This is a genomic window from Corallococcus sp. EGB (assembly GCF_019968905.1).
Classification (GTDB): domain Bacteria; phylum Myxococcota; class Myxococcia; order Myxococcales; family Myxococcaceae; genus Corallococcus.
Genome location: NZ_CP079946.1, coordinates 4,597,091 through 4,609,003 on the forward strand (window position 1 = coordinate 4,597,091; position 11,913 = coordinate 4,609,003).

9 protein-coding genes are annotated in these 11,913 nt (G+C 72.0%); 7 read left to right on the forward strand and 2 right to left on the reverse strand.

What is annotated here, in order from left to right; translation table 11 throughout:
* Position 1: 1 nt before the first annotated feature.
* Positions 2-931 carry a hypothetical protein gene (locus KYK13_RS19220; RefSeq protein WP_223646262.1) on the forward strand — a complete coding sequence of 310 codons (930 nt, stop codon included), beginning with the start codon at positions 2-4 and terminating at the stop codon, positions 929-931.
* 41 nt (positions 932-972) lie between these two features.
* Here the strand turns inward: KYK13_RS19220 and KYK13_RS19225 are convergent, their stop codons facing one another.
* Positions 973-3,168: a PQQ-binding-like beta-propeller repeat protein gene (locus KYK13_RS19225; protein WP_223646264.1), complete on the reverse strand. Its 2,196-nt coding sequence runs from the start codon at positions 3,166-3,168 to the stop codon at positions 973-975.
* 97 nt (positions 3,169-3,265) lie between these two features.
* Here KYK13_RS19225 and KYK13_RS19230 point away from each other — a divergent pair, with 97 nt between their 5' ends.
* Genes KYK13_RS19230 through KYK13_RS19255 form a run of 6 tightly spaced genes read left to right on the forward strand, consistent with a single transcriptional unit; the run spans position 3,266 to position 10,031 of the window.
* On the forward strand, positions 3,266-5,479 hold the full coding sequence (locus tag KYK13_RS19230; RefSeq protein WP_223646266.1) for a restriction endonuclease: 2,214 nt from the start codon (positions 3,266-3,268) through the stop codon (positions 5,477-5,479).
* A gap of 54 nt (positions 5,480-5,533) precedes the next feature.
* Complete coding sequence (locus KYK13_RS19235) at positions 5,534-6,451, forward strand: HEAT repeat domain-containing protein (RefSeq protein ID WP_223646267.1); 918 nt, start codon at positions 5,534-5,536, stop codon at positions 6,449-6,451.
* A 4-nt stretch (positions 6,452-6,455) separates the two neighbouring features.
* Positions 6,456-7,091 (forward strand): hypothetical protein, encoded by a 636-nt coding sequence (locus KYK13_RS19240; RefSeq protein ID WP_223646269.1) that lies wholly within the window; start codon positions 6,456-6,458, stop codon positions 7,089-7,091.
* Between the two features lie 16 nt (positions 7,092-7,107).
* Positions 7,108-8,109, forward strand: a complete 1,002-nt coding sequence (locus tag KYK13_RS19245) for a biotin--[acetyl-CoA-carboxylase] ligase (protein WP_223646271.1) — start codon at positions 7,108-7,110, stop codon at positions 8,107-8,109.
* A gap of 12 nt (positions 8,110-8,121) precedes the next feature.
* Positions 8,122-8,892 carry a type III pantothenate kinase gene (locus KYK13_RS19250; RefSeq protein ID WP_223646272.1) on the forward strand — a complete coding sequence of 257 codons (771 nt, stop codon included), beginning with the start codon at positions 8,122-8,124 and terminating at the stop codon, positions 8,890-8,892.
* Positions 8,889-10,031, forward strand: a complete 1,143-nt coding sequence (locus tag KYK13_RS19255) for a hypothetical protein (RefSeq protein ID WP_223646273.1) — start codon at positions 8,889-8,891, stop codon at positions 10,029-10,031. The genes KYK13_RS19250 and KYK13_RS19255 overlap by 4 nt, the downstream gene beginning before the upstream one ends.
* 53 nt (positions 10,032-10,084) lie before the next feature.
* Here the strand turns inward: KYK13_RS19255 and KYK13_RS19260 are convergent, their stop codons facing one another.
* On the reverse strand, positions 10,085-11,851 hold the full coding sequence (locus KYK13_RS19260; RefSeq protein WP_223646274.1) for a response regulator: 1,767 nt from the start codon (positions 11,849-11,851) through the stop codon (positions 10,085-10,087).
* Positions 11,852-11,913: the final 62 nt, after the last annotated feature.

Sequence of the window (11,913 nt, forward strand, 5' to 3'; positions counted from 1 at the left end):
CTTGAAGCGCTACTTCGGAATCATCGTTGTCATCGCCCTGGTGATCGTCGCCGCAGTGGCGAGCCACCGCACCGCCTCCGCCCGGGCACTCGAGGCGGAGCGGGACGCGGACTTCCGCCGGATCCAGTCGGTCTACCTGGAGCGGGTGGGGTGGATGCGCTCCAACCCGGATGAGGCGTCCTACCGGGACGAGCTGAGGTCGTTCTTCAAGGCGTACTTCGACGACATCGACGGCCACCTGGACCGCTTCCACGGCAACAAGAAGTTCGACAACTACCTGGCGGAGCTGGACAAGCGCGCGGAGTCGGGCGGCGACAAGAAGGACAACCGCGCCACGGACCGCAAGGCCTTCTACGAGTACGCGCGCAAGCAGTTCGACGCCCTGCACGAGGGCCGCTACCGCCCGGTGTGGACCGCCACGGACAAGGGCATGCGCCTGGACGTGGTGTCCAACGACGTGGTGATGGTGATGGGCAAGCCGCAGATCCGCCTGCAGCTGGTGCTCTGGGGCGCGCAGCGCGTGGAGAAGGACGAGGGCAAGGTGAAGAAGATGGTCACCAGCGCCACGTTCGACACGGTGTGGAAGCTCACGGACGCGAAGGGCAAGCTCCTGGGCGAGATGCGCGGCGCCGACCCGTCGATGAAGATCGACTACCCCGAGCGCCTCATCGCCGAGTTCCCCCCGCAGATGGTGCTGGGCCACTACGACCTGGACCTCATGCCCGCGGACGTGTCGAAGCTGGAGATGACCATCAACGTCTCCTCGCACGCGGCGTCGGGCGGCAACGCCAACGCCACCTACGTGTGGAAGATGGACGTGCCGTCGGAGTGGAAGCTGGGCGCCAACGAGACGTGGGAAGGCGCCACGCAGGAGGAGCGGCCGGAGGAGGAGATCGACCCGGCCAAGGCCTCCGCCAAGAAGGGCGGGTAGCCCTTCGTTTCGGATGAAGGGCGGGGAGCCCTTCGTCGTCGTCACTTCACCACGGCGAAGTGCGAACCCAGCCGGTACGCGGACAGCGTGCCGGCGTCGTCCAGGAAGTACAGGTTGAGGCGCACGTCGGCCTGGAGCGCGACGAGCCCCACCCCCGCGCGCACCTCCGCGAGCACCTGACCGCCGCGAGGATCCACCGCGCGCACCACCTCGCCCGCGATGAGCGTCACGTCGCGGGCGGTGCGCGCCGGCAGCGCGGTGATCAGCGGCTCACCCGCCGCGCCCACGCGCCAGTCCACCTGTCCGGACAGGGCCACGCGAGCGGCGGCCCCGGATGCGCTCGTCACCACCACCGCGCGAGGCAGCGGCGCCAGCGCGTAGGGCCCGGGGCCCAGGTGCAGCGCGCGCTCCCAGACCTTGCGTCCGCGCGCGTCCAGGCACACCAGGAACCCGTCCTGGTCGCGCATCCCGGCCATGAGCACCCGCTGGCCCACCGGCAGCGGCGTGGAGGGCAGGAGGAGGTCCGGCTCGAACGTCCACTGCGCCTCTCCGGTGTGCGCGTCCGCGAGCAGCAGCGCGTGGTGCGAGCCGCGCCCCATGAGCGCCAGGAAGCGCCGGCCCCACGGGACCGGGGGCCCATGGAAGGGCAGCGGTGAGCGCAGCCGGTAGCGCACCTGGCCGTCCTCCAGGTCCAGGCCGTACAGGTAGCCCGAGTCCGTGGACAGGAGCGCCCGGTGTCCCTGCGTGGCCAGCCACCCGCGCTGCGTGCGCGGCGGGGCCAGGCGCCACACCTCGCGGCCCGTGGCCTCCGCGAAGGCCACCGCCGTGCGGTCCTCCGACAGCGTCACGAGCAGCCCGTCCTGGCGCAGGAGCAGCGGTCCCAGCGGGATTCCGTCATGGTCGTGCAGCCATCGGGCCCCCGCGCCCCGGCCGGTGAAGCCGTACACGCGCGTGTCGTCCGCCGCCACCGCGTGGCCATCCGCGGACGCCGCCACGCCCAGCGACGCGGCCCGGCGCCACAAGAGCCCGCCGTCCTTGCGCGAGAACGCCCCCGCCAGCCCCGGCGCGCAGTACACCGGCCCATGCCGGCCCAACAGCAGCCGCGCCTCCTCCGGCTCCTCCAGCCCGCGCTGCTCCCACAGCTTCTCGAAGCGCAGGCGCCTCAGCTTCCCGGGCACCTTCAGGGGGCGGGACTCACCGCGCGCCGGGGAAGGCTTGCGCTCGCGTGCCTCGCCCTCGGCCTCGGGCGGCTTGTGGGCGCCCCGCAGGTGCGACAGCCCCTCGCGGCAGCGCTCCGCCAGCTCCACGAGGTACGGGTTGGAGACCTGGACCCGGTGCGCCTCCGCGAACGCCAGGCCCAGCGCCTCGCCCAACTGGAAGAGGGCGGACAGGAGCGCCGCCGGCTCCAGCTCGAACCAGGTGCCGGTGGGCCCCAGCTTCGCCCGCCGTCCTGGCAGGTCCAGCGTCAGCAGGGGGCGCACGCCCGCGGGCTCGAACTCGAAGCGGGCCTCGCCCAGCTCCACCGCCCGCGCCAGCTCCACCGCCTGCCGAGACAGCTCCAGCACCGTGAGGAACGGCGGCCCCTGCGCGCGCCACGCCTGCGGCCGTCCGGGCAGCGCCAGCCACACCTCGCCCGCACCCAACAGCGGCGCCAGCGCCCCGGAGGTGCCCTTCGAGGGCGCCTCGCGCGAGGCGGGGGAGATGTCCTTCAGCTCGAAGCCGAACCCCGGCACGGAGACGGGCTCGATCCGCAGCGGGGTGGGGGGCACCGGTGGCCCTTCCGCATGCGGGGCGGCCTTGCCCAGGCCCTGGAGCGCCTCGCCCAGCTTCCGGGCGGCCGAGGCGGACAGCGCCTTGGGGGCGAGCTTCGTCACGTCCTGGAGGAAGCGCTGACCGCTCTGGCGGGTGGCCTTCGTCAGCTCCTCGGCGTCCACCCGGATGGGCGGGCGCAGCAGGTGCGCGGGCCGGGCGAGGCTGGCCACCGACAGCTCGATGTCCGGCCCGACGCGCCGCAACACGAGCTCCAGGTGCGCCTCCGTCAGTGACACCTGCGCCAGCCGCCGCTTCCCCGCGTGCAGGGCGGCTACCGCCTCCACCAGCGCGGGGACGACCTCCGCCAGGGGCTCCTCCACCGCCCCGGGCAACAGGTTCACCCCGTCCAGTTCCAGCGCGATGGAATCGAGCGGGGAGGCTGACGGTTCGCGCTTCCAATGGTGTCCGATGCGAAGACGGGTCATTGACGTTCGTTGACAAGCCAGTTTAGCGGTGGCTAGCATCCGCCGCCCATACGGACCTACATTTTTGTAACCGTTCGGAATTCTTGGGGAATACTCGATGACATTTTACGAGGCCGCGCTCCGGGTACTGGAGAGCGAAGGTCGCCCCCTGCATTTCCTTGAGATCACGGAGAAGTCCATCCAGCTGAGCCTGCTGTCCCACATCGGTAAGACGCCGGAAGTGACGATGCTGTCGCGACTGGCCGCCATGGCGCGACGGACGCGGGATCGCAAGGTGATTGTCACGGCGAAGGATACCTTCGCATTGACGGACTGGTCGCTTCCCGAGGACATCGAGGCACTTGCACAGACGGGCGTGATGGAGCCGCATCCGGAGGAGGACTTGCCTCCGCTGCGGCCGGTGGAGCGCCACCCGGAGCCGCGCACGGACAACGTCCGCGCGTCGGGCCGGGGCACGGAGCGCAAGCGCCGCCGTGACGAGGGCGAAGAGGAGCGGGGTGGCCGCCGCAAGCGCTTCCCGCCGCTGCCGGAGGTGGTGTTCGAGATCCTCAGCGAGGCGGAGGCCGCGCTGCGCACGGATCAGATCATCGAGCGCGCCAAGGGCAAGGAGCTGTGCGCGGAGGAGACCACGGTGGAGGCGGTGCTCACCGCCCTGCTGGAGGACAACCAGCGCCGCATCGACGCCGGCCGCCGCCCCCAGTACGCCTTCAACCAGGAGACCGGCGAGGTGTCCCTGGAGCGCGCGGGCGCGCCGAGCGAGGCGCCGCCCCTGGAGCTCCAGGCCGCCTTCGCGCAGGCCCTGGGCATCCCGCTGGAGGGGGGCCGCCCGGTGCTGGGCAAGCCCGCCGCGGCCGGCGAGCCGCTGGTGGACGAGGCCCTCATCACCACCGCGCGCACGGCCCTCAAGGACGCGCGCCGGGCGGTGGCGCGCGGGCTGCGCAAGCGCCTGGGCGACGCGGACGTGGGCACCTTCGAGAAGTCCGTGGTGAAGATGATGCACGGGCTGGGCTTCCGCGAGCTGAAGGTCGCCAAGCGCTCCAAGGAAGGTCCCCTGCTCACCGCGCGCAAGCGCGAGGGCAGCGTGGAGCTGCGCTACGCCGTGCGCATGCTCAAGGGCACGCCGGGCATCGACCGCAAGACGGTGCAGGAGCTGCGGCGCGACCTGGGCCACTACTCCGCGCAGGTGGGCCTGCTGGTGAGCGCGGGCGAGGTGCGCGGCGACGCGCGCTCCGAGGCGCAGGCCTCCGGCTCGCTGGTGATGCTGTGGTGCGGTGACGCCCTGGGCGAGAAGTTCCTGGAGGCGAAGACCGCCGTCACCGTCACCCAGGTGGAGCTGTACGACATCGACGAGCGCTTCTTCGAGGCCGCCAAGCTGGACGCCGAGGAGGCCCAGCGGCGCCGCGAGGAGCGCAAGAGCGAGAAGCAGGCCCGCGAGGAGGGCGATGGCGAGGTCGCTGTCGCCGCCACCTCCGAGCGCACGGACCGTCCCGAGCGGAGCGAGCGTCCGGATCGCGCCGAGCGCCGCCGCGACCGTCAGCGCGAGCGCGCCGAGTCCCGCGACGCCGCCCAGCCGGGCGCCGAGGGCTCCGAGGCCAAGGCCTCGCCGGTGGCCCCCGCGCCGCCGGCCGCCGCCGGGTTCACGCCCGCGTCGGAAGAGGACGAGTCCGAGGAGGGCGACGACGAGGGTGACGACGAGGATCTGGAGGCCGCCAGCGCCTTCGTGGGCGGAGCCAAGGAGGGCGCCGAGGCCGGCGCCGCCGAGGGCAACGCCTCCGAGCGCAAGCGCCGCCGCCGCCGCCGCCGCGGCCGTCGCGGCCGTGGCACGCGCGGAGCGGAGGGCTCGCCCGCGGGTGAAGCGGGCGCGGCCACCGGTGAGGCCGCCGCGTCCGCGGGCGGAGCCACCGCCACCACCGAGTCGGCCGGTGCCACCACGGTGGCGGCGGTCGCCTCCGAAGGGGAGGGGACCTCTGGTGCCATCGCCGCGCCTTCGCCGGCTGGCAGCGTCACGGGCGAGCCCGTCGCTCTCGCGGGTGAGGCCCTGCCCATGACGGCGCAGGCGTCCGCCAGCCCCGCGCAGGGAGAGTCCGACGCCACGTCGCCCGCCGTGGGCAGGACCTGGCAGGCGGGCGAAGCGGTGCAGGCCACCTTGGAGTCCGGCGAAGCCACGCGGGCCGCGTCCGACGCGGAGACTCCGGCGGCCTCGCAGGCGCTGCCTCCGGATGCGGCCACCGCCGAGGTGTCCGCGCAGCCCGCCAACGAAGCGCCGTCGCCTGGGACGGACGGTTCGTCCGAGGGCAACAAGGAAGGCTGAGCCCCCGCACGGAATCAGGTGCGGTGGACGCGGGAGTGTTAGCCTGTGGAGGCCATGAAGCCGGCCCTGCTGCTTACCTCCTGCGTGCTGTTCCTCGGGGCCTGCCGCTCGCAGGCTCCGCGCTATCCGGTGGCGCCGGTGGAGCTCTCCGGGGCCACCCTGCGGGACAACGCCCTCCTGGGCTTCGGCCCGGAAGGCGTGCGGGACCTGTTCGACGGCGCGCTGCAGTCCTCCGGCCGCTTCGAGCTGGTGGACGAAGAGGTCCCCAAGAAGTCCCGCCCCTGGCGGCTTTCGCTGGACGTGCCCTTCACCCGCGAGGTGCTGAAGGACGGCAATCCGCACAGCTTCGCGGAGGTGGGCGCCAACCTGTCCCTGGAGCGCTTCGGCGGCAACACACCCCAGCGCTACGAGGTCGTGGGCCTGGGCGAGGCGGCGGTTCAGGAGGACTCGCCGGAGGGGCGCCGGACGGCCATGCGCGCCGCGCTGGAGAGCGCGCTCAGGCAGGTCGCGGAGTCCGCGGCGCTGCAGTTCGCCGCGTTGGACCGCTCGGACGAGGCGCTGGTGGCGGACCTCCAGGCCACCGACGCGCGCATCCGCGAGTTCGCCCTGCGGACGCTGGCCGAGCGCAAGCACCCGGCCGCGGCGCCGCTGTTGATTGATCGCCTCAAGGACACCAGCGACGCGGATCAGGTGCGCCGCACCATCGGCGCGCTGGCGGAGATGAAGGCCAAGAGCGCAGTGCCGGCGCTCATCGACCTGGCGCGCGGCCGCGACTCGGGCTTCCTGCAGGAGATCGTCTTCGCCGTGGGCGAGATTGGCGGCCCCGAGGCGGAGGCGTACCTCTACACGGTGGCCCAGGGGCACGACACGCCGTCCGTGCAGGCCGCCGCGCAGCAGGCGCTGGACACCCTCTACGCATCACGCAACCACGCAACCGCGGAGGCGCGTGGCCAGGGCCACGCGGACCCTTGAGCGCATGAAGCAGCCGTCCTTGAAGCAGTCGCTGTCGATGGTGGGGGGCCTGGCCCTCCTGGCCTCCACGCTGGTGGGCTCCGGCTGCGCGAAGCGCGTCGAAGCGGACGCGCGCCCCTCGCCCGAGTCCATTGCCCAGTACTACCCGCTGGCGGTGGGCAACGCGTGGACGTACCGCATCGATGGGCGCGACGACAAACCCGTCACGGTGGAGATCGTCAAGGAGCAGGACGGGTACTTCGTGGACAATCAGGGCGGCCAGCTCACGGTGGACGCCTTCGGCCTGCGCGACCCCAAGCGCTACCTCCTGCGCGGTCCGCTGGAGGCCGGGCGCGGCTGGAACAACGTCGTGTCCGTGTCCTCCACGGAGCGCTACCAGCTGGTGCAGGTGGGCTTCGCGTGCCAGGTGCCCGCGGGCTCGTTCCCCAACTGCGTGAGCGTGGAAGGCCGCAACAAGGTGGACGGGAAGACGACGCTCGTCAACACGATGACCTTCGCCGCGGGCGTGGGCCTGGTCCGCGTGGACGTGGCCACGGAGCAGGACGGCCAGCGCGTGCCGCAGACCGAACTGGAGCTCATCTCCTTCAAGGCCAGCCCGGGCGCCGCGCCCTCGACGCAGGCCGCTCCCGCCTCGAACTGAAGCGGCTCGCCCCACCGTGGAGACGACGAACGAGCTGACGCAGGACGCGCGCATCCTCAACTTCCTCGCGGAAGGAGGGGAGGGTTTCATCTCCGGCGAGGCGCTTTCCACCCGGCTGGGGCTGTCGCGCACGGCGGTGTGGAAGCACGTGGAGGCCCTGCGTCTGAAGGGCTACCGCATCGAAGCGGTGCCCGCGAAGGGCTACCGGCTGGTGGGCCGGCCGGACCGGCTGTCCGCGCTGGAGGTCCACCCGCTGCTCACCACGCGCGCGCTGGGCCGCGTGCTGCACCACCACGACACCATCGGCTCCACCAACGCGGCGGCCTTCCGGCTGGCCCAGGACGGCGCCGCGCATGGCACGGTGGTGGTGGCCGAGCAGCAGACGGCGGGCAAGGGCCGCCGGGGCCGCGCCTGGGTGTCGCCGCCGAACCTGAACCTGTACTTCTCCGCCATCCTGCGCCCGGAACTGCCCCCCCAGCGCGCGCCGGAGCTCACGCTGGTGGCCGCCGTGGCCCTGGCGGAGACGCTGCGCGACGCGGGCGCGGACGCCGCCATCAAGTGGCCCAACGACGTCCAGATTTCAGGCCGCAAGGTGGCCGGCATCCTCACGGAGCTGTCCGCCGAACCCGAGCGCGTGCACTTCGTCGTCGTGGGCGTGGGCGTGAACCTCAACGCCGGCGAGGAGCACTTCCCCGAGGAGCTGCGCGCCACGGCCACGTCACTCTCCCTGGCGCTGGGACGGCCGGTGCCCCGCGCGACGTTCACCGCGGCCCTGTGGAACCGGTTGGAGACCTGGCTGGACACGTACCTGGCCACCGGCTTCGACGCGGTGCGCGCCCGCTGGAAGGCGCTCTCCAGCACCCTGGGCGTGCCGGTCCGGGTGAAGACGGACCGGGGGGACTGGGAGGGGTTCGCGGAGGACATCGACCCCACGGGCGCCCTGCTGGTGCGCATGGCGGACGGGCGTGTGGAGCGCGTGCTGGCGGGGGACGTGGAGCAGCTGCGTCCCCAGCGCTAGAGTGCGCCCCTGATGCTCCTGGCCATCGACGTCGGCAACACCAACACCGTCCTGGGCGTGTACGAGGGCCGCCGGCTGCTGGACCACTGGCGCCTGGAGACGAGCGCGCGCCGGAGCGCGGACGAGTACGGCATCCTCGTGCGCCAGCTCTTCGCGTGGAGCGGCATCGACGCGAACCAGGTGAAGGCCCTGGCCGTGTCCAGCGTGGTGCCGCCGCTCCAGTACATCCTGGAGAAGATGAGCGAGCGCTACTTCAAGACGCGCCCCATGTTCGTGGGGCCGGGCGTGAAGACGGGCATGCCCATCCTCTACGACAACCCGCGTGAAGTGGGCGCGGACCGCATCGTCAACGCGGTGGCCGCCTATGAGAAGCACCACCGCGGCCTCATCGTGGTGGACTTCGGCACCGCGACGACGCTGGACGCGGTGACGCCCAAGGGCGAGTACCTGGGCGGCGCCATCTGTCCCGGCATCAACATCTCCATGGAGGCCCTGTTCCAGAACGCCTCCAAGCTGCCGCGCGTGGAGTTCGCCCGGCCGCCGCACGTGGTGGGCCGCAACACGGTGCACTCCATGCAGTCCGGCCTGGTCCACGGCTACGTGAGCATGGTGGACGGCCTGTGCGCGCGCATGGAGGCGGAGATGGGCTTCTCCGCGAAAGTGGTGGCCACCGGGGGCCTCGCCCCGCTGGTGGCCAGTGAATCGAAGGCCATCCAGGAGGTGGACGAGTTCCTCACCCTGGAGGGGCTGCGCATCATCTACGGAAGGAATCACGCGACATGAGCACCGCCGCCGACCCCAGCATTCCGGCCCCGCCCCCAGGCTGCCCCTTCAACGCGGAGTTCCTGCCGCCCAACCTGCGCAAGCACGTGGACCCCAACGCCCCCGTGCCGCTGCGGATGATGGCCGCCAAGTCGCTGGTGCCGCTCAACCCGGCGGACATGCTGGGCGCGCTCTACATGCTCACGTTCGACCCGGACGCGGGCGTGCGCGAGACGGCCGCCAAGACGTCCGCGAACCTGCCGGATCGCATCCTCGGCTCCGCGCTGCGCGACGAGGGCGTGCAGCCGCCCGTGCTGGGCTACTTCCTGGGCCTGTTGAAGGACAAGGAAGCCTACGCGGAGATGCTCGTCCTCAACTCGGAGACGCCGGACGACGCCGTGTCCAGCGTGGCGGCCACGTGCAGCCCGAAGGTGGCGGAGATCATCTCCCAGAACCAGCTGCGCCTGCTGCGCAACGAGTCCATCATCCGCAACCTGTGCGCCAACCCCGGCGTCCCGGTGTCGCTGGTGGACGGCGTCTGTGACTTCGCGGTCCGCAGCGGCCTGGTGCTGGCGGACGTGCCCCAGATGCAGGCCGCCCGCGTGCGCATCTACGGCCCGCAGGCCGCCGCCGCGCCGCCGGATCCGGGCCCCACCGCGGAGGAGGTGCTCCAGGAGCTGGGCTCGGACGCGCAGGCCGAGGACGCTGCTCCCATGGAGGAGGGCAAGCGCCTGACGCTCGCGCAGCGGATCATGAAGATGTCCATCGCGGAGAAGATCAAGCTGGGCACGCTGGGCAACAAGGAGGCCCGCTCCGCGCTCATCCGCGACACCAACAAGCTCGTCTGCGTGGCCGTGATCCGCAGCCCCCGCATCACCGACGGCGAGGTGCTCGCGTGCGCCGCGAACCGCGCCATCAACGAGGACGTGCTGCGCGTCATCTACAACAACCGCGAGTGGACGAAGATGCAGAAGGTGAAGCTCGCGCTGGTGAAGAACCCCAAGGTGCCGCTCACCGTCACCATGAAGTTCCTCAACACCCTGCGCGACGCGGAGCTCAAGGACCTGTCCCGCGACAAGAACGTGCCCGCCGCCGTGCAGTCCTTCGCCAAGAAGCTGCACGAAAAGAAAACGGCCCCCAAGAAGGAGGCCGGGAAGTAGCGCGAGGGCTGGAAGTGGGGGAGGGCGGTCCGCGCCTTCCCCCGGCCGGTGCTTCAGGCCGCGGCTTCCTCGTCGGCGTCGTCGCCCACGGAGGTGCCCGGCTCGTCCAGCAGCTGCTGCGCGATGGCGAGCGCCTTCTTGGTCTTCTCGCGCAGCTTCTCGTCGCCCTTGATGCGCGCGTAGAGCTTCGTGACGCGCTCCTCGTTGCGCACCGCCGCCTGCTCCAGCTCGGTGATGCGCGCGCGCAGGCCATCCGCCTCCGCGGCCGCCTGGGCGCTCTGGTTGGAGAGCTCCGCCTGGGCCTGCTCCAGCTGGCCACGCAGGCCTTCCAGCTCGCCCTGCGCCGCCTCCACCTGCGAGCGCAGCCCTTCGGCCTCCTCGCGCACGGCCTGGAGGTCCGCGTCCTGCTGGGCCACCTGGGCGCGCAGGCTCTCCACCTCGCCCTGGAGCGCCTGGGCCTGGGCCTGGTGCTGATCCAGCTCCGCCTGGAGCGTGCCCAGCTTCGCGGTGGCGCCGCGCGCCTCCTCCTTCGCCGTGGCCAGCTGCTGATCCACGCGCTTGCGCTCCGTGGTGAGCTGCTCGGTGCGCGTGGTGAGCGTCTTGATCTGCGCGTCGCGGCGGTTCAGCTCCTCCTCGGAGGTGGAGGCCTTCTGCTCCAGCTCCAGGTGCTGATCCTTCAGCTCGATGATCTCCTGGTCCTTCTGGTTCAGCTCGGACTTGAGGCGGAGGATCTCCTTGTCGCGCTTGTTGACGGTGTCACGCAGCGCGAAGGTGTCCTTGTCGTTCTTGCCGGCGGTGGAGCGGGACGCCTCCAGCTCCGTGGCCTTCGCCTGGAGCTCGGACTCCAGCACCTGCACGCGCTCCTCGACCTGCGTCGTCTCGGCGCGAGAGTCCTCCAGCGCGCTCTGCAGCTCCGCCACCTTCGCGCGCAGGTTGCGCAGCTCCGCCAGGTCCGCGGCGGATGGGCCCGGGGCGGCGGCCGGCGTCACCGGAGCGGGGCGGGTCGTGGCGGCGGGCGGGGGCACCGCGCGCAGGGGCGTGGGAGCGGGGCGCGTGGGCGGCGGGGTGGGGGCGGCCGCGGCGGGCTCCGGCTCCACCGGCGGCATGAAGCCGACCACGGTCTTCTCCTCCGGCTCGTCCAGGCTGCCCAGCATGTCCAGCGAGTCGTCGCTCTCGGGGCCCAGCGAGTCGAGCGCGGAGATCTCCTCCAGGCCGGACGGGGACTCCAGCTCCTCCGGAGGCGCCACCACGGGCTCCTCGGCGCTGCCCGCCACGGGCTCGGAGGTCATGTCGCCGAAGGCGTCGTCGAGCATGTCCAGGTCTTCCCCGGCCACCGCGGGCTCCTCGCCCGTGTCGACGGCGATCTCCTCGCCGAAGTCCGTCGCGGGCTCCTCGCCCAGCGAGTCCAGCGTGAGGCTCTCGTCCACGACCTCGTGGCTGACGGGCGGCTCCGGGAAGCCGATGACGCCGCCCACGCGCTCGATGAGGACGTTCGCGTCCACGGGCTTGGCCACGTACTCGTCCGCGCGCGCCTTCAGCTTGCTGTGCGCCGCGAAGCCGTCCGGGCTGCCGATGATGACGATGGGAACCGCCTTGAGCTCGTCATCCTTCTTCAGCTTGCCGCAGATGAGATAGCCGTTCTGTCCCGCGGACAGGTCCACCGCGAGCACCACGAGGTCGGGGCGCTCACGGCGGATCAGCTCCACGCTGCCCTTGCCGTCGCCCGTCGTCTGCGCGGAGAAGCCCCGGGCCTCCAGGGCCTGCTGCAGGGCGGTGGCGAGGGTGGCGTCGCTTTCGACGATCAGGATTCGCTTGGACATGAAGGGACGGCCATCCTGGGAGTACGGCGCGCGGTGTAACACCGCGAGGAACAGACACGGCG

What these genes read in the sequence shown, in the direction of transcription:
- KYK13_RS19255 (WP_223646273.1), top strand. Translation starts at nt 8,889, where the DNA reads ATGAGCACCGCCGCCGACCCCAGCATTCCGGCCCCGCCCCCAGGCTGC.
- KYK13_RS19260 (WP_223646274.1), bottom strand. Translation starts at nt 11,851, where the DNA reads ATGTCCAAGCGAATCCTGATCGTCGAAAGCGACGCCACCCTCGCCACC.
- KYK13_RS19250 (WP_223646272.1), top strand. Translation starts at nt 8,122, where the DNA reads ATGCTCCTGGCCATCGACGTCGGCAACACCAACACCGTCCTGGGCGTG.
- KYK13_RS19240 (WP_223646269.1), top strand. Translation starts at nt 6,456, where the DNA reads ATGAAGCAGCCGTCCTTGAAGCAGTCGCTGTCGATGGTGGGGGGCCTG.
- KYK13_RS19230 (WP_223646266.1), top strand. Translation starts at nt 3,266, where the DNA reads ATGACATTTTACGAGGCCGCGCTCCGGGTACTGGAGAGCGAAGGTCGC.
- KYK13_RS19225 (WP_223646264.1), bottom strand. Translation starts at nt 3,168, where the DNA reads ATGACCCGTCTTCGCATCGGACACCATTGGAAGCGCGAACCGTCAGCC.
- KYK13_RS19235 (WP_223646267.1), top strand. Translation starts at nt 5,534, where the DNA reads ATGAAGCCGGCCCTGCTGCTTACCTCCTGCGTGCTGTTCCTCGGGGCC.